This window comes from Mycobacterium sp. 1245111.1 (assembly GCF_001673405.1).
In the GTDB taxonomy this organism is placed as follows: Bacteria; Actinomycetota; Actinomycetes; order Mycobacteriales; family Mycobacteriaceae; genus Mycobacterium.
Genome location: NZ_LZLV01000147.1, coordinates 26,295 through 47,873 on the forward strand (window position 1 = coordinate 26,295; position 21,579 = coordinate 47,873).

A 21,579-nucleotide genomic window follows, 5' to 3' on the forward strand; every position below is an offset into this window, starting at 1 on the left:
TCACGCCAGCTGGAAGGCGCTGATCGGCGCCTCTGGCGGATAAACCGACGGGCCACCGAGGTCGTAGGCCGCATTGAGGGTGCGGATGAACTCCGGGTCGTGCAGCGGATCGTCCGGCATGGCGAGTTTTATGCCCTGCGCGTTGACGTCCTTGACCATGGTGCCGATCGCTTGCTCGATGGTCAGGTCGTGGGATCCTTCCATGTTCTTCTTCAGCTCGTCGAAGTCGGAGAACACCTCCGCCGACCAATGCACTAGGAATCGCAACTCGTCGGTGTGGTGCCGCGCGATCGGCTCGTCACCGTTCTTCAGTAACCAGTGGTCGCGGTCATCGGGGTCGCCAGTGAACACGGTGTCGAACGCCAGGCCAGCCGGAATCTGTTGCTCGAGTGGGCCGTTCGCCTCGCCGCGGTGCACCATCATCTCGTTCTGCACCACCACGCCGCGGTTGTTGATGGGCGGCAGGACTCGCTCAGGCGCTTGTAGCGGTCCGTTGGGCCAGTAGGTGAATCCGCTGCCGCCGTCCAGCGAGAACCAGGTGATCACCTGCGCCATCTTGATCAGGTAGTCCTGGAACAGGCCCGACTTACCCATCACGCTGGTGAGCCAGGTCGGCGCGTTCTCGTATCGCACGCCGCGGAAGCTCGGCGAATCCAGGTGCCCCGGATCACGATTGGCACATGGGCCGTTGATGTTGAACAGCATCAGCTGCGGCTTGGCGTATTCCGCCTTCCAGTACGCCTTGGCCATCTCCAGGAAGTGAGCGTTATAGAAGCAGTCGTGCAGTTCCGGGTACAAGACGGCGCCGTAGTTCGCCAGGTAGCCACGGAAGGTCGGGGTCAAGAACAGATCCAACGACGGTTGAAAACCCTCAGGGAAGACACCGCTCATGGTCGCGATCAGTTCTTCCGGCGACGCGAAGTGTTGCGCGATGATCAACTTCCACGGGCCCTCGGTACGGACGACGTCGAGCAGGCGCTCGCGTTGGTCGTCGGTGTAGACGTTGTCGATCTCGTGCGGCGGTGCCGCCGGCCGCAGCACGTCGGAAAGCTCCATCCGTCGCTCGTCGGTGAGCATCAGCTGTCTCCTTCAGGCAGGTCTGCGATTGGTGCGATTCTGCGCCGCGTTATTGCGCTGCGGCGGTGTCATGTCCGGTGATCGGGAGGCCGAAACGGACCGGGTGCGCGAATTTCGCCCGCAGCAGTGCGCCGATCTCGGCGATGGCCAATCGTCCGCGGGCGGTAGCGTCTGCGCGCATGAGAAAACCGTGGTACATACCGGGATAACGGGTGCTGGTGGTCTGCACGCCGGCTTCCTGGAGCCGGGCCGCATACCGCTCCCCCCAGTCGTGGATCGGATCGCAGCCCGCGGTCACCACGATCGCCGGCGGCAGGTCCGACAGGTCTGACGCGTAGGCAGGAACCAGGTACGGGTCGCGAGGCGCGCCCGCGGTCCCGTCGACAAGGGCGTGCATGTAGTCGATGTCGTCGCGGGTGAGCATCGGAGCATCGGAAAGTGCGGTGATTGACGGAGCCGCCATGTCGCGGTCCAGGCCCGGATACAGCAGCACCTGCGCACAGATCGCGAGCCCGCCGCGGTCGCGTGCGGCCAACGCGACTGCGGCCGCCAGCGATCCGCCCGCGCTGTCGCCGACTACCGCAACGCGGCCGGGGTCGACATCGAGGTCGCCGGCGTTCCGGGATACCCACTCGGTCGCGGTGTAGGCGTCGTCGAATTGCGCCGGCGGCGGCGATTCCGGAGCCAATCGATAGTCGACGGCGACGACGGCGGCGCCCGACGCCGACGCGAGCTGGCGGGCCAGCGGTTCGAACGAGTGGTTGGAGCCCATGACGAGGCCGCCGCCATGAAAGTAGACCAGCACTGGTTGAACGGAATCGTTTGTGGGACGGTAGATCCGGACGGGGATCGATCCATCGGGTCCGGGAATGGCCGCATCGGCGATGTCCGCCATCACGGGCATCTTGTCGGGCATCGGCGCGGCTTCGATCTCGGCGCGCACCGCGGCCAGGCCACGTTGGCGCATCGGCGGAATCGGCCCGAACGCCGCGACCCGCGCAGCGGCGTCGGGATCAAGTGCCGGTGTCATCTCAGTGCCGGCGGTCGTTGCGCGGCAAGTACGTTGGCGCGCTCTGTCATGGCTGATGCGACGGATTGCTGGGTGAGCAAGTAGAAGCGGCCCTCCGCGGCCTGCTCGAACACCTTCTCGGCGGCAGCCAGCGGATCCATCGCCGCCGCTTTGATGTCGAGCATCGCGGAGCGCTGTGCCTCGGCGGCAGCGATATCGCCGGCGTCAGGGTCGACTCCGCCCGCAGCCTCAAAGATGTTGGATACCACCGCGCCAGGCAACACGGCCTGGATGTGGATGTGGTCGTCGTGCCCAGCCGATTGAACATCCAGACGCAGACATTCGGTCAATGCGAGCACGGCGTGCTTGCTCATGATGTAGGGCGCCTGCAACGGAATTGCCACCACACCGCCGACCGATGACAGGTTCCACACCCAGGCCTGCTCGGCGGTGGCCATGATCTTCGGCAGAAACGCCCGGACGCCGAAAAAGACTCCGCTGATGTTGATGTCGACGATGCGCCGCCAGTTCGGCAGCGGTGTGTCCCAGAGGTAGCCGAACTGTTCGATGCCGGCGTTGTTCACCAACAGCCGCACCGGACCGACGTCACGGTAGACGCGGTCGGCGAGTTCCTGCACGGCGTCCGGGTCGGTGACGTCGCACTGGATGTCGATCGCCGTGCCGCCCGCTGCGCTGAGTTCGGCGCGCAACGCGGCGACGGCACCAGCGTCGATGTCGGCCAGGACCACGGTCATGCCCAATTGGGTTGCGTGCCTGGCCAGTCCGGCACCGATCCCGGCACCGGCGCCGGTGATGACGGCGACGCCGCCAGAGAATGTCTCGTGCGCGCTCACGAACCAGTGGCGCCGTTGGCGGCCAGCTCCGACAGCAGGACGGAGTTCTGCGTGTCCAGAACAACTTCCATTTCGCTGAACACCAGTCCGCTCGCCGCGCGCCGGACAACGACGTTGACCACTCCACTGGACACCGCGAACGGTACGAAGTTGGCGATTTGGTTGACGAGGATATAGAAGCGCGCGCGGGTGACGTCACCGTCGGTTCCAGTGCGGTGCACGTTGGTCGCGTGGTGGCGCAACGGGTATGGGCTCTGCTTGCGATGGTCGGCCAACCATTCCATCACCGCATCGCGTCCGTGCAGTTCGGGTGACATCAGGTCTTCGAAGGGGCTGGCACCCGAATCGCTGCGGGTGATGTAGTGGATGTCGTCGGCGTAGCTCGCCGCGAGCTCGTCGTAGTGCGCTTCGTCGTAGTGGTACCAGAAGGTGCCGATGAACTCCTGCAGTTCCGGCACCGTGACGTCGTAGCTCATGTCGCCGAGTCAACCCTGGCCAGGCCCCGATAACACCGCGAATGCCCGGTCAGTGGAACATCATGTGGCGTCTGCCTCCCGCTGAGTAGACAGCCGGCTGCCCGACGCGGCAGTTCGCCTCGATACTCGACGGCATGACGGCCGCCACGGAATCGATGTCGCCCACTGGCCCCGCCCGTCCCGACCCTGTCGAGTTGCGGGACAACCTGCGTCAGGCTGATCCGGGTGTGCTGGTGGCGGTGCTGGCTCAGCTCAGCGGCGACGCATCGGTGATCGATACGTACGCGCCCAAAATCTCACACGTTCCCGACCCGCCCGAACGGGCCGGCGTCACCGATCCCGATACCGCCGAGGCGCTGGTGAACGCTGTCGTCGACGCGCTGGAGCAGCCTCATGCTAAGGAGGTGCAAGCCACCGATCGGGACATGTTCGCCCGACTGCTTCCGATGGCATTGGGTTCGCCCGTCGACGACGAACAGGTGGACCTGCTGCTCGAGCAGGGCGGCTTTCACCGTTCACAGCCGACATTGCCGCGCACGGTACCGATCCCGGATACCGTCAGCATCGCGATTGTCGGCGCGGGCATCGCGGGGATGAGCGTCGCGCTGGCGGCCGCAGCCGAGGGCGTGTCTTATGAGGTCTTCGACCGCAACGACGAAGTCGGCGGAACGTGGCTGACCACAACGTATCCGGGCATCGGCGTCGACACACCGTCCGCGTACTACTCGCTGTCGTGTGAAGTCAACCCCGACTGGAGCAACTACTATCCGCAAGGCGCGGAGTATCAACGCTATCTGGTGGCGCTGGCCGACAAGTACAAGCTGCGCGAGCGGACCCGGTTCCGCACCGAGGTCGATGCGTTGCGGTGGGACTCCGATCGCAACCAGTGGCAGATCCATTCCGTGGATGCTGATGGCCGTCGCGACGTGAGCTACGCCAGCGTCGTGGTCACCGCGGCCGGTTACCTCAACCGCCCGCGCTGGCCAGAGGTTAAGGGCCGGGACACGTTCGCGGGCATCAGTATTCACTCGGCGCGATGGGATTCGTCGCTGGATCTCACGGACAAGAAAGTGGCGATCATCGGGGCGGGTTGCACAGCGGTGCAGATCGTCGACGCTTGTGTGGACCAGGTGGACCACTTGACGGTGTTCCAGCGCCAGCCGCACTGGGTGGCACCCCGTAGACGTCCCACCGACGAAGTTCCGGCGCATCGACGGTACCTTGGCCGCTACCTGCCGTATTACGCGAATTGGAATCGGCTGAAATCGTATTGGGGCACCGCGGATAACAACTATCCGGTGATTCTGCAGGATCCTGAGTGGGCCAAGGATCACCTGTCGATATCGGCGGCCAACGATGTGCTGCTGCAGATGTGTCTGGAGTACATAGAGCAGACTTTCGGCAATGACACCGAGCTGGCCAAGAAGGTCACGCCGGATTTCGCGCCGTACGGCAAGCGGATCATCCGCGATCCGGGCGGGTATTACGCGGCGTTGACGCGCGATCATGTCGACGTCGAGGCCAGCGAACCCGCCGAGATTAACGCGAAAGGCATTGTCACACAGGACGGTCGGCAGATCGATCTCGATGTGATCATCTATGCCACCGGCTACCACCTGGACTTCCTGTCCACAATCGACATCCGCGGGCGCGACGGCATGAAGCTTACCGACGAATGGGGCGACAGCCCGCGCGCTTACCGCGGCGGCACTGTGCCCGGCTTCCCCAACCTGTTCACCATGTCGGCGCCGAACTACAGTCCCGGTCACGGTGCAGGCGCGAATTTCTCGATGGAGGTGCTCGCACACTACATCATCGAATGCCTGCAGTTGATGGCGCTGCGCGGCGCCAGCACGATGGAGGTCACGCAGCGGGCCTACGAGGACTACGTCGAGGCGATCGACGAGACGATGAGCGGCACCGTATGGTGCCACACCCCGAATGCGCATACCTACTACCGCTCGGGCTCCGGCCGCGTGGTGGTGGCGAACCCGTATCGACTGGTCGACATCTGGCATCAGCATCGCGCGCCGATCGAAGAGGATTTCACGTTGCGATGAGCCAATTACTCTCCGGTAAAACGGCTTTGGTCACCGGCAGCAGCCGAGGGATTGGACGCGCGATCGCCCAGCGGCTTGCCTCGGAGGGTGCCACCGTCGCGGTTACGGCGCGCGCCTACCAACCGTCCCAGTCAACCCGGGGTGGGATCACGTCGGCGATACCGGGAACCATCGACGAAACCGTTGCCCTGATCCAGGATGGCGGCGGATCTGCATTCGGGCTGACCGCCGACCTCGAGAACAGCACCGCGCGCGACGGGCTGATCGACGCGGTGCTCGACCGCACCGGCCGGATAGACATCCTGGTCAACAACGCCGGTTTCGCCGACTACTCGTTGGTCGAGGACATGTCGCTGGAGACCTTCGACCGCACCGTCGAGCACTATCTACGGACGCCGTTTGTATTGACCAAAGCCGTTGTGCCGCACATGCGCCAACAGTGCGGCGGTTGGATCGTCAACATCGGCTCGATCACCGGTGTGGCCCCGGTGCGGCCATACCGGGAGTACAACAAGGCCTCCGGCGACGTCGTCTACGCGTCGTGTAAAGCCGCTCTGCACCGCTTCACCCAGGGTGTGGCCGCCGAGTTGCTGGACGCCAACATCGCCGTCAACTGTGTCGGTCCGTCGACAGCCATTCGCACACCTGGTGCAGCACAGTTGATTCCGGAGAAATTCTTCACCGAACCGGTGGAGTATCTGGCCGAGACCGTGCTCGCGATGTGTCATCTGCCCGCCGCGGACCGCACCGGCCTGGTGGCCTTCAGCCTGCACTACCCGTGGTCGCAACAACTACCGGTGCATAGCCTCGACGGGAAGTCCGAGCTGCCGCCACTGGAACCGCCGGCGTCCGCCAACCCCAATGTCCTCGCCGCCGGGCGATAGCCCGCAGCTACTTGCGCGAGACTGCGTCGCATCGACAGAAGCTGTGGCACACGCGATCCCGCACGATTACCTCAGGACATTCCGGATCGAACCACCGGTCCACTACGGCCCAGTGGATGGGATGCATCAGGTACGGGCCCATCAGCCCGTCGAGATCGATGAACTCCTGCTCGAATACGTGCGTCCACGGCGATGTTCCTATCGCATCGTCGACCCGGCTCAGTTGCCACGCTCTGATGGCCGGTATGTAGTGGGGCATCGAGGACAGCTCGGCTTCAAAACGTGCGAGCGTGGCTGCGTCGGTCGCCGGCGATACCCGCAACAACAAGGCACGATAGACGCTGCCCGGCTCGTCGTCGTTGCGCGTCGGAGTACCTGGGTAAGTGGCGCCGTTAACTCTGGTGATTCCGAGGTCCCCAAGCGCAGCAGCGAAATCATCTGCCGCCGACAGCCATTGGGATCGGGACTCGAAACTCAAGTGGACCAGGATGTCACCGCCGTTGCGTGAGCCCGGCAATGTTGGCTCGACGAGATGGTGGTGCGCACCGCTGGCTTCGGCCGCTAAACATAGGCCCGCCAGTACGGGGCCGCGATCTTCCTCGGCCACGTCGATGAGCCTGGTGACGCTATACATCGCAGAGGCCTTCGACGTCATCGGCGGCGGCGGCGAAAGACCGGGACCGCTCCGTGACCAGTTCGCTGATCTGCGACCACCATTCGCTCAGCGCCGAATCCGAGCGACCCTTCCATGTCATCTCCCACCATGCGTGGACGTTGGGCAGCGTCCAGGTGATGGTGACGACGTTGGCGAGATCATCGGACCAGATCGGCGGACTGACGAGGACGTTGCACAATGTCATGCCGCGGGAGCGGGCACCGGGTCCATACTCGGCAAGGTAGGTGTCGACGAATGTTTTCGCGGAGCCGGGCTTGGTCACCACCCGGTCGATCACGAACACCCGGCCCTCAGCCATGGGTCAGCACTCGGGACAGTCCCGAACACGCCTGGCGACGGGCTTCGTGTGCGATGTCGAGCATGGGCATCGTCATAAATCCGTGGATGCCACCCTGGAACGGGCAGCGCACCGTAACCACACCCGCGGCCTCGAGGGCGTCGGCGTAGGCGTGGCCCTCGTCGCGAAGGGGATCGTGTCCGGCGGTGACGATGACTGCGGGCGGCAGTCCGGCCAGGTTGGCGTGAAGCGGCGAGGCATACGGATGTTCCCGATCGGCATGCGCCGGGACATACTGATCCCAATACCACTGCAGCGCCGGCTTCGGATTGTAGAAACCTGTGCCGAACAACCGATATGACTCGTTGTCGAAGTCGGCGGCGATCACCGGGTAGATCAGCAGCTGCGCCGCGATCGAAGGTCCGCCGCGGTCGCGCGCCATCACCGCAGTGACGGCGGCGAGGTTGCCTCCTGCGCTGTCCCCACCCACCACGACTCGCCGTGCGTCGCCGCCGATGGCGTGCGCGTTTTGCGCCGCCCATTGGGTGACCGCGTAGACGTCCTCGGCCGCGTCCGGCCACCGATTCTCGGGCGCCCGCCGGTAGTCGACCGAAATAACAATGGCGGGAATACGATTGGCGATATTGCGGCACAGGCCGTCGTGGCTATCGAGGTCGCAAAATACGAAACCGCCGCCGTGGGCATAGACCGCGATCGGCAGCTCCTCGCCGACCGGCCGATACATCCGTACCGGGATATTGCCATCGGGCCCGGGGACGGTGTCGTCGACGATCTGTGCCACCGGTTCCGGCTCGGGCGGTGGCACGAAGCGGGAGCGGATGGTCGCCCTTGCCTGCGCCCCGGTCATGGTGTGGACCGGCGGGAAACCCGCGTCCAGCGCCTCGATCAGCGGGGCGATTTGTGGATCGAGCCTCACGCGTATTGCACTGCGGGCCGCGCAGGACGCAGAGGCCGCAGCGGCTGCAGGGTCGGTGCCACCCGTTGCGGGCCGTCTTCGACGTTGCGCCAGACGCCCATCGCCGTCACGCGCACCGGGGCCGCCAAACGCTGGTCGAACACCATCCGGTTCATCGGGCCGCACACCGAGACGGCGGCGACGGCCTCACCCGGACTTCCGATAGGCGCTGCGACGCAACCGAATCCGAGTAGCGACTCCTCGCGCTCGAACGCGATGCCGTGCGCCCGCACCTTGGCCAACTCGGCGGCCAGTTGCGAGCTGCTCGCAATCGAGTACTTGGTGTTCCGCGCCTGCAGATCCACGGCCGCCTCCTCGTTGCGGTAGGCGAGGATCGCTTTGCCCACGGCCGTACAGTGGGCGGGCTGGCGGGCGCCGACGCGGGTCGGCAGTGCGCCGACCATCCGGTCGCCCACCTTGTCGAGGTAGACGACGTCGGGTCCGTCGAGGACTGCGAGGTGCACGACCAGGCCTGTGGCACGGTGCAATTCGGACAACAGCGGGCCGGCGGCTCGCACCAGACGATCCTGATGCACCGCCAGCGAGCCCAACTCCACCAGCCGCATCCCGAGCTCGTAATCGCGACCGCTGCGGCGCAGCCACCGCAGCTGCACCAGGCGCTCGAGCATCCGGTGCGCCGACGAGCGGGGCAGACCGGTGCGACGCACGATCTGCGCGAGCGTCAGCCGTCCCGGTCCTTCGAATGCATCGAGAACCAGTGAGATTCGGTCGATGACGGCGGTGGGGGTGGCTGGTTCGACAGAGACGGCTTCTACGGTCCCGGACATCGCGTTCTCCCGACTGCTCTATTCCTGAGTGGTATATGACTATTAGTAATACACCGGGAATGTGGTCGTTGTCACTAGGCGCGCACATTTGCCCTCGGACACAATCGGTGTTCGACGGCGAGAGGTGAATCAGCGCAGGTCAGGCCCTAGCGGCCGACCAGCCCGCGCGGCGGCCGTAGAAGCTGCCGTCGCCGAGCGAGACACCGCTGGCATAACCCCACGCGGCCAGCCCGGCGGTCGAACGGCCGGCGGCGAAGAGCCCGGGGATGGGCTCACCGCTGACATGCAGCACCTCAGCCTGCAGCGTCGTAGCGAGTCCGCCCAACGTGAAGCCGCCGGTGCTCTCCCGGAGATCGATCGCGCCGACCGGGGACCCGATCGGCTTGATCCACTGCGGCTTCTTGTGCAGCAGCGGATCTTCACCGCGGACGGCGCCCTCGTTATAGGCGGCAACGGTCGCCTGCAGCGATCCCGGCGGCAGACCGATGTCGCGTTCCAGGTCGGTGACGGTGTCGGCGACCCAGGTCGGCTGTCGCAACATCATCTTGGGCGACCACGAATTCATCGCGTTGTCCTGGGCGTCGCTGTCGATGATCAGGTAAGCGGTGTTGTCCTGTTGGTAGAGCGTCAGCTGGCCGACGCGGCCGGGATAGGTGTCCTCGGCGACGTATCGCTGTCCGCGGCCGTTGACCAAGATGCCGCGCACCAGCTGTTGGGGGTCGATGAAGATCGCGACCTCGGTGGCGTCCATGTGGGCCAGATCGGCGCCGAGCGCCTGGGCCATCCGGATCGCCTGACCGTCGTGCTGCTCGATCGACGCGGCCGGACGACCGGCGATCCGGGGTGCGAATCGGGCCACCATCGCGTCGTTGTAGGCGAAGCTGCCGGTCGCCAACACCACGCCGCGGCGTGCCCGAATCGTCATCTCGGTGCCGTACCGGCGGGCGCGCACACCGACGACCCTGCCGTCCGATTCGACGATCAGGCACTGCGCCCGCACGTCGTAGAGACCCCGGGCGCCGGCCGCTGTCGCGGTATCGACCAACGGCTTCATCAGCATGAAGCCGGCGCTGGCTTCGCCTTGCTTCTTGTTCTGCATCTGCGGGACGTGTCCTCGCGGCGCGGGGGTGGCGATCGTGTTGAACGGGTACGCGTTTTCGCCGCCGCTGTACATCAGGCCTTGATCGCCCATCGGTTCCCAGCCGGGCTCGGCGAAGAACTCGGGTTTGAACACGACACCGCAGTCGACCAGCCAATCGAAGTGGGCAAGGCTGCCCTCGCAGTAGTCGGCGATGCGGTTCTCGTCGGCGCCGGGTCCCATCGCCGCGTTCAGGAACGCGGCCATATTTTCGACGGAATCCTCGAAACCGCAGGCTTTTTGGATCGGCGTGCCGCCGCCGAGATAAATGAAGCCCCCGGCCATCGAGGCGGCTCCACCCCATGAACCGGTTCGCTCGAGGACCAGGACGTCGGCGCCCGCGCGGGCCGCTTCGACCGCTGCGGCGGCGCCGGCGATCCCGTAGCCGGCGATCACAACGTCGGCCTCGTCGTCCCAGGAGGTGATCGACGCGCCCGGGACCGGTGTGACGTCCAAGTCTGGCGTCATAGCCTCATGGCCGCGGGCATCTCGCCGACCCATTGGTGGCCCCAATAGCTGTCGGCGGTGATTTCCTCAGCGGTGTAATAGTTTTCATCCACCCGCATGCCATCGGTGCCGAATTCGATGTCCCAGTCACCGGGTGCGCGGACATAGAAGGACACCATCTTGTCGTTGGTGTGACGCCCGAGCGTGGAGGACAACTGGAAGCCCTCGGCGTTGACACGGTCCAATGCCTGACCCACCGCGTCGAGCGTGTCGACTTCGACCATGATGTGCACCAGGCGTGGGTCACGCTGGTGCGCGGCCGGCACAATCGCCAGGCTGTGGTGGCGTTCGTTGATCCCCAGGAAGCGAACCCGCACTGGGCCAAACTCTTTCGGCAATGGCACCCGGAACGCCCCTCGGGAACGAAATCCCAATACCTCGGTGTAGAAATCGAACAGCCCGTTGGGATCGGTCGCGGGCACCACGACGTGGCCCAGTCCCTGATCGCCGGTGACAAACTTCGCGCCGAACGGCGTTATCACCGGGCTGTGGTCGAGCACCGCGCCATGGAACACCTCCAATGTGGTGCCGGCAGGATCCTCGAAGGCGATCACTTCCTCCACACGACGGGCCCCGGCGTCGTCGGTGGACAGCTGCTTGAACGCAATTCCGGCGCCGTCGAGTGCGGCTTTGACCCGCTGCAGTGCCGGATGGTCACGCACTTCCCAGCCCACGGTGAGCACCCGGTCGGTCTCACCGGGCACCACGATCAGCCGGGCGGCACGCTCGTCCATCCGCAGGTACAGGGCCGAAGCGTCCGGCCCCTTGCCCTCGGCGAAACCCAAGACGCCGAACGCAAAATGCCGCCAGCGCTCGACATCATTAGTTGAAATCGTAATGTAGCCAAGGCTTTTCAAGTCACTCATCGGCATGCTTTCCTAAAGCTCTCTAGATCAGGGCCCGTAGTGGACCATCCGGCGGCTCGACGCCCAACGAACTCAGCGCCGCCGCGTGATAGGTGGTTCCGGGGACATGGATGGCATGCATCTGCCCGACATGGACGTCGCGCCAGTACCGCTGTAGAGGCTTGTCCATCCGCGCCGCGTTGCCGCCCGAGCGGGCGAAGATCTCGTCGACCGCCGACACCGCGCGCCAGACCGCGCGCACCTGTGTGCGCCGACCGGCCGCCCGATCGGCGAACGACACCTCCTTGCCGGCCGCGACCATGTCGTAGATGCGGTCGGCGTTGGCCAGCAGCTCCTGGCGGGCGGCGTTGATGTCGGCGGCCGCCTCGCCGATCGCGTGCATGACGTAGGGGTCGTCCTTGATCGCGGTCCCGGTGGCGCCGACGCGCGCTCGTTGGTAGTCCAGGTGCGCGGCGAGTGCGCCTTCGGCGATGCCGATGGTGGCCGCGGATATGCCCAGCGGGAACATCGTCGACCACGGCATCAGGTACAGCGGCTCGGTCATGCCGGCCTCGCGCTGGGCGGTGCCATCCATGACCTTTGTCGCGTCCATCGTCCGGTAGCTCGGGACGAACGCATCCTTGACGATGACGTCCTTGGAGCCGGTTCCCCGCAGCCCCACCACATTCCACGAGTCCTCGACGATCTCGTAATCCTTGCGTGGCAGGATCATGTGCAGCATCTGGGGCGGCATCAATGGGATGCCTTTGTCGTCGCCGAGCATCGCGCCCAGGATGATCCAGTCGCAATGGTCGGTGCCCGAGCTGAACTGCCATCGGCCGTTGAAGATGTAGCCACCGTCAACAGGTTTCGCCACACCTTGCGGCGCATACGGAGAGGCCATCCAGGTGTCGACGTCGTCGGCCCAAATTTCGGCCGCGACCTTCGGGTCGGCGTAGGCCAATTGGTACGGGTGTACGCCTACTACGCCAACGATCCAGCCGGCGGCCGGATCCAGCGCCGCAGTCGCCATCGTCGTCTCGGCGAACTCGCGGGGGTGTACCTCGAAGCCTTGGTATTGCTTGGTCTGCAGCAGCCGGATCAGTCCGGCGCCCTTCATCAGCTTGACGCTGTCGTCCGTGAGCCGGCCGATGTTCTCGGCTTCCGCGGCCTGGTCACGCAATTGATCGGCCATGGCCATCACCCGGTCGATTACCCGCTCGGTCATGTTGTTGGTCCTTAAGTTTGGGAGCTAAGTAATGGTCTACCGCAGCCGTGCCCAATTCGAGGGCGATCCCGGTGAGCGGACAAAAACGCTCCGGTGAGGGTCCATTGACTGGGATAGCTCGCCGGGGTCGTGGGAGTAGCGCGTAACTTGCGAAGTTGTGACCGACAGTCTTGACCCGACGACAGCCACCGTCGACGCCGTGGTCGTCGGAGCTGGTTTCTCGGGCTTGTACGCGCTGCACAAACTGCGTTCCAAGGGGCTTACGGTCCGGGTGTTTGAAGCGGCGCCCGACGTTGGCGGTACCTGGTACCACAACCGATATCCCGGCGCGCGGTGCGACGTGGAAAGTGTCGACTACTGCTACTCGTTCTCCGAAGAACTCCAGCAGGAGTGGACATGGAGCGAGAAATACGCGACGCAGGCCGAGATACTGCGGTACATCAACCACGTCGCCGACCGGTTCGACCTGCGTCGTGATATCCGGCTGAGCACCCGAGTGACCTCCGCCGTCCTCGACGAGCAGACGCTCCGCTGGACCGTCACGACCGACAGCGGCGACGTCGTCACCGCCCGGTTCTGCCTGATGGCCACCGGTGCGCTATCGGCCGCGATGACACCGGACTTCGACGGCTTGAGCACCTTTGGCGGCGACGTCTACCACACCGCTCACTGGCCACACGAGGCTGTCGACTTCACCGGTAAGCGTGTCGCGGTGATCGGGACCGGATCATCCGGCATCCAGACGGTGCCCGTGATCGCAGAGCAGGCCGACCAGCTCTTCGTCTTTCAACGCACTCCCAACTACAGCGTCCCGGCTCGCAACCAGCCACTAACTCCCGCGCAAGTCGACGAGATCAAAGCGTGCTACGACGAGCGCCGGCGGCTGTCCTGGCGCAGCGGTGGGGGTTCGCCGTATCTCGGCACCAACAGAATGGCGATGGAGGTTTCACCCGAGGAGCGGCGTGCCGCGTTCGAAAAGCGTTGGCAGCTAGGTGGTGTGCTGTTCAGCAAGACTTTCCCGGACCAGATGATCGACCCCGAGGCCAACGAAGAGGCCCGGAGGTTTTACGAGGAGAAGGTCCGGGCGGTCATTAATGACCCGCAGGTGGCAGATCTTCTGATTCCATCCGATCACCCAATTGGAACTAAGCGAATCTGCACCGACAGCAACTACTTTGAGACGTTCAACGAGCCACACGTGAGCCTGATCAGTGTGCGCGAGACGCCGATCACGTCGATCGATGCCACCGGCATCAACACCAGTGAAGCCCATTACGCCGTGGATGCGATCATCTTCGCCACGGGCTTCGATGCGATGACGGGAGCGCTGGCAAAGATCGACATTGTCGGCCGAAATGGCGAGGTGCTGCGCGACAATTGGCGAGATGGACCGCGAACGTACCTGGGACTGGGTGTTGACGGGTTTCCCAACCTGTTCATCGTGTCGGGTCCCGGTGCACCGGCGGTGCTGGCCAACATGGTTCTGCATGCCGAGGCACACGTGAACTGGATTGCCGATTGCATCAGCTACCTCGACGCCCGCGGCTATATCGGCATCGAAGCCAGCACTGACGCGGTGGACGAATGGGTTTCCGAATGCGCCCGCCGCGCTGACTCGACGCTCTTCACCAAAGCCAACTCCTGGTACATGGGTGCCAACGTCCCCGGCAAGCCGCGTGTCTTCATGTTGTTCGTTGGCGGCTTCGCCGTCTATAACGAAATCTGCGCCGGGGTGGCCGACGCCGGATACAAGGGATTCCGTTGCTATGCAGAGTGATTCCGGCCAGCTCGCGGACAAGGTGGTGCTGATCAGCGGCGGGGCAGGTGGCCTCGGTGCGGCGTTTGCGCGTCACATCCTGGCCCGCGGGGGCAGCGTCGTGCTCGCTGATCTGCTCGACGACGAGGGCGGCACGCTGGTCGGTGAACTCGGCGCTCAGGCGCGCTACACCCACCTCGACGTCACCGACCCGGACCAGTGGGCGGCGGCCGTGCAGCTCACGGTCGAGGAGTTCGGCTCGCTCACCGGTTTGGTGAACAACGCCGGCATCTCGACCGGACAGTTTCTCGAGCACGAGCCACTTGCACATTTCCGAAAGGTCTTGGACATCAACCTGGTTGGTGTGTTCAACGGGATACAGGCGGTGATCAAGCCGATGCGTGCAGTGGGCGGTGGGTCGATCGTCAACATCTCGTCGGCCGCCGGCCTGTTCGGCCTGGCGTTCACCGCGGGTTACGGGGCCTCGAAGTGGGGTGTGCGCGGTCTGTCGAAGATCGCCGCCGTCGAGCTGGGCCCCGAGCGGATCCGGGTGAACTCGGTACATCCCGGCATGACCGCCACCCCGATGACCGCCCATGTCGGTGTCCAGGTCGGTGAGGGCAACTACCCCGACGTCCCGATGGGCCGCATCGCGGTGCCGGAGGAGATCGCCGGGGCGGTCGGCTATCTGCTATCCGATGACGCTGCCTACGTGAACGGCGCGGAGATTGCCGTCGACGGGGGATGGACCGCCGGGCCGACGTTGAAATATGCAATGGGCCAGTGACATTAGACAGGAGTGCGCAGATGAATCGACTAGCAGACAACCGGATTCTGGTGACCGGGGCGGCCTCGGGCATCGGGCAGGCGACCGCGCTGCGCCTGCTCAGCGAAGGGGCCAAGGTGGTTGCCGCCGACGTCGCCGCGGATGGACTGGAGAAGACCCGCGCGAAGGCCGCAGAAGCCGGCGATGGTGATCGTCTGACCACGCTGGAGATGAACATCGGCGACGAGCGCTCGGTCGTCGATGGGGTGAAATCGGCGGTCGACTCCCTACACGGTTTGGATTCCGTGGTCAACGCCGCCGGAATTCTGCGGGCGGTTCATACCGAGCAGATGGCCTTGGAGCTGTGGAATCAGATCATTGCGGTCAACCTGACGGGAACGTTCCTGGTGGTCCGCGAGGCGCTGCCGAGCCTGCTGGAGAACCCGCGCAGCGCGATCGTCAACTTCAGTTCCACCTCTGCGGCATTCGCGCACCCGTACATGGCCGCGTACGCGGCGAGCAAGGGCGGGGTTCAATCCTTCACGCACGCTTTGGCACTGGAGTACGCCAGCCAGGGTCTTCGAGCAGTCTGTGTGGCGCCGGGCAGCATCAAGTCCGGAATCACCGATGCCACAGGCGGATACATTCCGCAGGACGCGGATTGGGGTCTGTTCACCAGGCTGATGCCGATCCTGCCCACGACCGAGGAATCCAGTGGGGCCGGGATGGCCAGTCCGGACGCGGTTGCCGGCGTCATCGCGATGCTGGTGTCCGACGACGGCGCGTTCATCACCGGAACCGAAATCCGGATCGACGGCGGTACGCACGCGTGACGACAGATTTCACCTATGAAAGCACCCTTCGTGAAATCGCCACCGACACAGGCGTTCTGCGTTATCACGAAGCCGGCGCGGCCGACGGCCCAGTGCTGCTGCTACTCCACGGCTCCGGTCCGGGCGTAACGGGCTGGCGTAATTTTCGCGGCGTGCTGGGCGCGTTCGCCGACTTTTTCCGCTGTCTGGTCCTGGAGTTCCCCGGATTCGGAGTCAGCGACGATTTCGGCGGCCACCCGATGGTCACGGCGCTGGACGCGGTTGTGCAATTCGTCGACGCGCTGCGCCTGGAAACTGTTGACATCCTGGGTAATTCGATGGGCGGCGGGGTTGGGATCAACTATGCGATCGCCCATCCGGAGCGCGTGCGCCGGTTGGTGACGATCGGCGGGATCGGCCGCAATATTCTGACTCCCGCACCCGCTGAAGGTATCCGGTTGTTGCAGGAGTTCACCGATGAGCCGACCCGGGAGGGACTGGTTCGTTGGCTGCTGTCCATGGTCTACGACCCGGCCACGGTGACGGAGGAGCTGATCGAGGAGCGCTGGACGCACGCCACCGATCCGGCGACACTGGCCGGCGCCCGACGGATGTACGGCAAAGAAGCGTTCACGCAGATGATGAAGGCTCTCGAGTCGTCCAAAGGCCCGCAACCGTGGGCGGTCATGCACCGGGTGCAGGCGCCGACGCTGATCACCTGGGGTCGCGACGACCGGGTCAGCCCGCTGGATATGGCGCTGCTCCCGATGCGGACCATTCCGAACGCCGAATTGCATGTGTTCCCGAACTGCGGTCACTGGGCGATGATCGAGGCGAAAGAGGCCTTCGAGAGTGCGGTGTTGGCGTTCTTGCTGCGTAAAGAGGTCAGTTGACGCAGGGGACGCCGCCGCCATCGATCGGCGCACCCTGATCGGGCGAAGGATCAGTGGTGGTGGTCATGTTCGACTTCCACCCGTAGCTGCCGTAAAGCGTTGACGGCGTGGTGGATTCGGTGGTGGATTCCGCCAGAGATTCGTCTTGGGTGGGGACGGAGAAGCTGTCGTCGACGACCACCTGGACGTGGCCGTACTGCAGCTCGTGGTTGGCCTTGTCGGGCGCGTCGATGCCCAGCAGGCTTGCCACTTCCCGTGCATCAGCGTCGGCGCCGGGCCCGTATTCGATTGTGGTGGAGGTGGGTTCGCCCTTGACCCGGTCACGCACTGAGCCGGTCGTGTACCCGTCGTGCTTCAGCGTGCGGGCCACCTTGCTGGCCAGGCCGCCGGTGCTGCTGGCGTTCACGACATCGACGACGGTCGATGGGCTGGGTGCATCGGCAGTGGTCGATGGCGTCGACGCCGAGGACGTCCCGAACGCCGCGGCTACTTCGGCTTTGATCGCCGCCGGATCGACGATGTTGACGTCTTGGCCGTTGATGTTGTCGTAGCGCACCACCGGCAGGGTCCGGTATTCGATGGAACCGCCGGCCAACTCGCCCATCTTGCGGAACATGTCCTCATCCCAGCCCGCCGACAGCACAACGTCCTTGCGCGCTACCGCCATCAGGTCTTTCAGCTTCCCGATGTTGGTGAACGTGCCCGCGTCTTGCAGTTGATGCATGACCGATGACAGGAAGGCCTGCTGACGGTGCGTCCGGTCCAGGTCCCCGTTCTCCAGGCCGTGGCGCTGTCGGACGAATGCCAAAGCCTGTGCGGCATCGAGTCTTTGGCGCCCGGCCGGGAAGTCGGCGCCGGAGTACTCGTCGTACACGGAATGCTTGAGGCAGACGTCCACACCGCCCAGGCTGCTGGCCAGGTCGTAGAAGCCGGCCAGGTTGACCTCGGCGAAGTAGTCAATCGGTGCCCCGGTGAGTTTGCGGACGGCTTTCAGGGTCGCCGCGCGGGCGGCCTCGCGGCCTTTGGTCTCCAACTCTTTCTGGTTGCTGACACCCTGGTTGATCATTTTCTGCTCGACGTACTGCTTGGTCAGGCCGTACGCCTCTTTGATCTTGATGTGGTTGTAGCCCGGGACGCCGTTCCACGCGACCCAGTCGTCGCGGGGGATGGAGAACGCGGACACTTTGTCGTCGGGGCCGATGTGGGCAAGTATCAACGTGTTGGTGTTGTAGCCACCGTCATCGGAGTCGCCGGCGTGCAGATGCTTCAGCAGGCTCCACGGTAGGTCGTCGCCGTTCTGGTCTTTGCGCGAGTCCAGCCCGATCAGCAGGATGTTCATCCCGTTGCCGTTGGACTTCGGGTCCTCGGGGCTCAGGGCTTGCGAGACGGTGATCCCGCTCAGCATGCCGTGCGCCATCCAGTAGCCCGACGCGGTCATCAGCAGCGCGCCCGTCGCGACGATCGCCCCGATGGCATGCGCCAGCGAGTGGCGCCCCTTGGTGGGCGTCGTCGCACGGTGGCGATGCTTGGAGCTGGGTCGCTGCACGTCTCCCATGACAATCTCGGCTGTAGTAGGGGTCCGCGCCTGACCCTGGATGAAATGTATGTGCGCTGATTGGTACTTGCCGTCTAGTATGCGGCAGTTTGCTGAGCAGCGTTCTGTGAGCCAGCTAACTTCTCAATTTGACGACTAGGTCAAAAGCGGGTTGAGCTGCGGTGATGTGCGCTCACAGGGTTTCTGCAGTTGCGTACCAATTGTGGCCAAATCGTGCCGCTAGAGGTCCAAAATGGCCCTGTCGAGGGCCGACAGCGCGGCGTCGAAATGGGCCTGGGCTGCCTCGGCGGTGCGTTCGGCCACACCGGGCAGGGGATGGTTGTGGGTGATCAGCAGGCGTGACACCCCGGCCTCCGCGGCGATCGTGCCGGCCTGCTCGCCCGACGTGTGCCCGCGTTCGGCGCTGTTGGGCTCCCACGCCTCATGCAGCAATGTGGCCACACCTGCCACATGCCGGATGGTCTCCGGATCGAACTCGGTGTCGGTGCAGTAGGCGAAGCGGTCCCCGACGCGAAAGCCCGCCGATGGCAGCGGGTGGCGAGTCTGCTCCCAGGTCTGGATCTCGTGTCCGGCAAACCCCAACGTGTCCCAACCCAATTCCGCCCAGCGCGCCGATGCCAACGGCGACGTGGTCTGCAACGGGGACGCCAGGAGCTGCTCCTCGACGATCGCGCGGGTGGGATGGCCATACGCCATCGAGCCCGGCCCGGCGATCGTGAGGTCGCGGCCGCCCAGCGCGCGTGCGCTGACGAAGCCGAGGCCGGCCACATGATCGAGGTGGAAGTGGCTGAGCGCGACGGTCACCTTTTCGACGCCGTCGAGCAGCGAGGGGTTGATGTGTAGGGTGCCGAAACCGGTTCCGGCGTCGAGTATTAACGCCTCGGTGCCCGAGGTGATCAGATAGCAGCTGGTCTGGCGGGAGCTGGTGGGTATCCATCCACCGCTCCCGAGAACCGTCAACCGCATGGATAGAGCGTTTATGACGCCAACGATAGCCGCAGCGCGGCGGCGGTCTCCAGATCGGTCAGCGCGGCCACACCGCGTCGAACACCTTCCAGCGCAATGCTTTCGTCCTGCATGCCGCCCATCCCGGCGGTGATCAGCGGCGCCACATACGCGTACAGCGCGCCTTGCCGGTAGCGCAGCCACAGCTCGTCGGCGTCCAAGTCTGGGCCGCCCGCGGCGGCCAGTGCACGACGGTAGACGGCCAGCAGATCACGCTGGCAGGCCTGGCGATCGGCGGTGGTCATTCCGGTGACCAGTGTGTAGGACAGTTCGCGGCCGGGGTGCCCGCGACGCACCGCCTGCCAGTCGAGCAAGCCGGCTTGGCCGTTGCGGAAGTAGACGTTGCCCGGATGTGCATCGCCGTGTGTGACCGTGTTCGGTTGCTCGTCAATCAGTTTCGCGACCGCGCGGTAGTTGTCGATGATGAAGCGACCGTCTTCGACGGGGATATCAGTTCTCTCGGCGAGGCGCCGGGCCGACGTGTTGAGCAGCGGTCCGGTCAGCAAGGAGGTGTGATCGCCGGAGGCCGAGTACACCCATCGACTTGCGTTGGCGGGCAGTCGTTCCCAGAACGCTGCGTGCAATTCGGCAAGCAGTTCGACGAGCTTGGCCGCCTGATCATGGTCGAGGGGATGCAGCGTGTCTGGGAATACGCAGGGGTCGACCGCCAGGTCTTCGAGGACCAGGACGAAGCGGCCGGTCAGCGAGTCGAACGCCGATCCATAGCACTCGGGTAGCCCGGTGAGCTCTGGGGCTAGCTGGCGATAGAACATCACCTCGGTGTGGGCGAGCCGGCCCAGTTCGCCCATCATTCGGGTGGCGGCGGTCTCGGCGGGCATCTTGACGAAGACCGAGGCGGGTACGCCGTCGCCGGTCAGGGCCAGCCGGGCGCGTGAGGAGGTTCCGGCGTCTCCGCCGATAATCGAGACCGAGGTGACCTGGCGGCCGATAATCTTCGAGAGTGCTTGGGCGTCAAGCTCGTTGACCGATCGCGGCAGCGAGCGCAAGCGACCGAGCGCTGCGTCGGTGGCCACCCGCTGCAGTCCGCGGCCCAGATGCGCGGCCAACCCGAGGGCGGGCACGACGTTGTTCACCCGAGCAGCGTTACAAAAAGCGGCCGATCTGTAAAGTATTGTATTAACTGGATGCGGCCTGGTGGCTGAGGTAGGCCACGATGCCCTGCGTGACCGCCGCGGCGTAGGCCGCGCGGCCGTCAGGGCTCTCCATCTGAGCGGCCTCGGTGCTGTTTTTCATGTTGCCCAATTCGACTAGGACAGCGGGGTTTTGGGCCAGATTGAGCCCGGCCAGGTCGGCGCGCCCGTACAAACCATTCGATCCCATGTAGGTCGATGGCTGCATGCCGGCACCGGCGAGCGTATCCCGCATCGTTTGGGCCAATTGGACGGCGGGTCCGGACTGCACCTCGTTGAGCGGTGGGCTGGAGTAATTGACGTGGAACCCACGGCCGGTTGTGGGGCCGCCGTCCGCGTGGATGCTGACGACGACGTCGCGGTGCATGGCATTTGCCAGCGCGGCCCGCTGATCGACGCACGGTCCCACGGAACTGTCGTTGCCGCGCGACATCTCAGTTCGGACACCCGTTTGGTTGAGCGCTGCCTGCACGCGCAGGGCGACGTCCCAGTCGAACGCATGCTCGGGGTAGCCGCCGGCAGTCGCCGTGCCGCCCGTGTCGCAGTCCTTCGTCGCACCGCGGCCATTCGGAACCTGGCGGCTGATCGAGGCGTCCTGCGCTCCGTTGTGGCCCGGGTCGATGAACACGGTCGTCCCCGCGATGTTCGGGGCCGCAGACGCGCTCGGGACGCTGATGGAGAAGGCAACAAGCGCAGCGATGCTGATCCGCAGCAGTGCCGGCGGGGTCATCGCGAAAGACTAGCAACCAGACTGGCGCGCCAGCCGACGTGGGCTTCCCCCGAAATCGTGGAGGCATTCTTTATGCTGCCTCCGACTGGATGGCAGCGATCTTTTCGTACTCGATT

At 64.9% G+C, this 21,579-nt stretch carries 21 protein-coding genes; 6 read left to right on the top strand and 15 right to left on the bottom strand.

Translation table 11 applies throughout. From position 1 onward, the window contains the following. From A5658_RS24615 to A5658_RS24630, 4 genes are read right to left on the bottom strand one after another with little or no spacing between them, the layout of a single operon-like run. Positions 1–1,077: a hypothetical protein gene (locus A5658_RS24615; RefSeq protein ID WP_067341564.1), complete on the bottom strand. Its 1,077-nt coding sequence runs from the start codon at positions 1,075–1,077 to the stop codon at positions 1–3. 49 nt (positions 1,078–1,126) lie between these two features. Next, on the bottom strand, positions 1,127–2,107 hold the full coding sequence (locus A5658_RS24620; protein WP_067341567.1) for an alpha/beta hydrolase: 981 nt from the start codon (positions 2,105–2,107) through the stop codon (positions 1,127–1,129). After that, positions 2,104–2,940: an SDR family NAD(P)-dependent oxidoreductase gene (locus A5658_RS24625; RefSeq protein ID WP_067341570.1), complete on the bottom strand. Its 837-nt coding sequence runs from the start codon at positions 2,938–2,940 to the stop codon at positions 2,104–2,106. Before A5658_RS24625 ends, A5658_RS24620 begins: the two co-directional genes overlap by 4 nt. Further along, entirely contained in the window at positions 2,937–3,416 is a 480-nt protein-coding gene (locus tag A5658_RS24630) for a nuclear transport factor 2 family protein (protein ID WP_067341573.1), read from the bottom strand. The genes A5658_RS24625 and A5658_RS24630 overlap by 4 nt, the downstream gene beginning before the upstream one ends. Positions 3,417–3,550: 134 nt before the next feature. Between A5658_RS24630 and A5658_RS24635 the strand changes: the two genes are divergently transcribed. Then, positions 3,551–5,476, top strand: coding sequence for an NAD(P)/FAD-dependent oxidoreductase (locus A5658_RS24635; RefSeq protein ID WP_067341576.1), 1,926 nt, complete (start codon positions 3,551–3,553; stop codon positions 5,474–5,476). Beyond that, positions 5,473–6,360: an SDR family NAD(P)-dependent oxidoreductase gene (locus A5658_RS24640; protein ID WP_067341579.1), complete on the top strand. Its 888-nt coding sequence runs from the start codon at positions 5,473–5,475 to the stop codon at positions 6,358–6,360. Before A5658_RS24635 ends, A5658_RS24640 begins: the two co-directional genes overlap by 4 nt. A gap of 7 nt (positions 6,361–6,367) precedes the next feature. Here A5658_RS24640 and A5658_RS24645 read toward each other — a convergent pair whose 3' ends face one another. From A5658_RS24645 to A5658_RS24675, 7 genes are all read right to left on the bottom strand, one after another. After that, positions 6,368–6,994, bottom strand: a complete 627-nt coding sequence (locus A5658_RS24645; RefSeq protein WP_067341583.1) for a Dabb family protein — start codon at positions 6,992–6,994, stop codon at positions 6,368–6,370. Then, complete coding sequence (locus A5658_RS24650) at positions 6,987–7,334, bottom strand: hypothetical protein (RefSeq protein WP_067341587.1); 348 nt, start codon at positions 7,332–7,334, stop codon at positions 6,987–6,989. The genes A5658_RS24645 and A5658_RS24650 overlap by 8 nt, the downstream gene beginning before the upstream one ends. Beyond that, the gene (locus A5658_RS24655; protein WP_067341590.1) at positions 7,327–8,250 is read right to left on the bottom strand and encodes an alpha/beta hydrolase; all 924 of its coding nucleotides are present in this window, start codon (positions 8,248–8,250) and stop codon (positions 7,327–7,329) included. Before A5658_RS24655 ends, A5658_RS24650 begins: the two co-directional genes overlap by 8 nt. After that, positions 8,247–9,077 (bottom strand): IclR family transcriptional regulator, encoded by an 831-nt coding sequence (locus A5658_RS24660; protein WP_067341594.1) that lies wholly within the window; start codon positions 9,075–9,077, stop codon positions 8,247–8,249. Before A5658_RS24660 ends, A5658_RS24655 begins: the two co-directional genes overlap by 4 nt. 139 nt (positions 9,078–9,216) lie before the next feature. After that, complete coding sequence (locus tag A5658_RS24665) at positions 9,217–10,683, bottom strand: FAD-dependent oxidoreductase (protein ID WP_067341598.1); 1,467 nt, start codon at positions 10,681–10,683, stop codon at positions 9,217–9,219. Further along, positions 10,680–11,588 carry a biphenyl-2,3-diol 1,2-dioxygenase gene (gene bphC / locus A5658_RS24670; protein ID WP_067341643.1) on the bottom strand — a complete coding sequence of 303 codons (909 nt, stop codon included), beginning with the start codon at positions 11,586–11,588 and terminating at the stop codon, positions 10,680–10,682. Before bphC ends, A5658_RS24665 begins: the two co-directional genes overlap by 4 nt. Positions 11,589–11,610: 22 nt before the next feature. Continuing rightward, a complete protein-coding gene (locus tag A5658_RS24675) occupies positions 11,611–12,795 on the bottom strand; it encodes an acyl-CoA dehydrogenase family protein (RefSeq protein WP_067341601.1) in 1,185 nt (394 codons plus the stop codon). Positions 12,796–12,952: 157 nt separating this feature from the next. On the opposite strand from A5658_RS24675, the gene A5658_RS24680 reads away from it, so the two are divergent. Genes A5658_RS24680 through A5658_RS24695 form a run of 4 tightly spaced genes read left to right on the top strand, consistent with a single transcriptional unit; the run spans position 12,953 to position 17,022 of the window. Then, on the top strand, positions 12,953–14,572 hold the full coding sequence (locus A5658_RS24680) for an NAD(P)/FAD-dependent oxidoreductase (RefSeq protein ID WP_067341606.1): 1,620 nt from the start codon (positions 12,953–12,955) through the stop codon (positions 14,570–14,572). Beyond that, on the top strand, positions 14,562–15,338 hold the full coding sequence (locus tag A5658_RS24685; RefSeq protein WP_067341609.1) for a glucose 1-dehydrogenase: 777 nt from the start codon (positions 14,562–14,564) through the stop codon (positions 15,336–15,338). The genes A5658_RS24680 and A5658_RS24685 overlap by 11 nt, the downstream gene beginning before the upstream one ends. Positions 15,339–15,358: 20 nt before the next feature. After that, positions 15,359–16,150 (top strand): SDR family NAD(P)-dependent oxidoreductase, encoded by a 792-nt coding sequence (locus A5658_RS24690; protein WP_067341612.1) that lies wholly within the window; start codon positions 15,359–15,361, stop codon positions 16,148–16,150. Next, positions 16,147–17,022, top strand: a complete 876-nt coding sequence (locus A5658_RS24695) for an alpha/beta fold hydrolase (protein ID WP_067341615.1) — start codon at positions 16,147–16,149, stop codon at positions 17,020–17,022. The genes A5658_RS24690 and A5658_RS24695 overlap by 4 nt, the downstream gene beginning before the upstream one ends. On the opposite strand, the gene A5658_RS24700 is transcribed toward A5658_RS24695, so the two are convergent. From A5658_RS24700 to A5658_RS24715, 4 genes are all read right to left on the bottom strand, one after another. Then, positions 17,015–18,577: an LCP family protein gene (locus tag A5658_RS24700; protein ID WP_067341618.1), complete on the bottom strand. Its 1,563-nt coding sequence runs from the start codon at positions 18,575–18,577 to the stop codon at positions 17,015–17,017. The two genes, A5658_RS24695 and A5658_RS24700, sit on opposite strands and share 8 nt — an antisense overlap. A gap of 219 nt (positions 18,578–18,796) precedes the next feature. After that, entirely contained in the window at positions 18,797–19,543 is a 747-nt protein-coding gene (locus A5658_RS24705; RefSeq protein ID WP_067341622.1) for an MBL fold metallo-hydrolase, read from the bottom strand. 11 nt (positions 19,544–19,554) lie between these two features. Then, a complete protein-coding gene (locus A5658_RS24710; protein ID WP_067341625.1) occupies positions 19,555–20,676 on the bottom strand; it encodes a phosphotransferase in 1,122 nt (373 codons plus the stop codon). A gap of 43 nt (positions 20,677–20,719) precedes the next feature. After that, positions 20,720–21,463, bottom strand: coding sequence for an Rv3717 family N-acetylmuramoyl-L-alanine amidase (locus tag A5658_RS24715; RefSeq protein ID WP_067341627.1), 744 nt, complete (start codon positions 21,461–21,463; stop codon positions 20,720–20,722). Positions 21,464–21,579 lie beyond the last annotated feature (116 nt).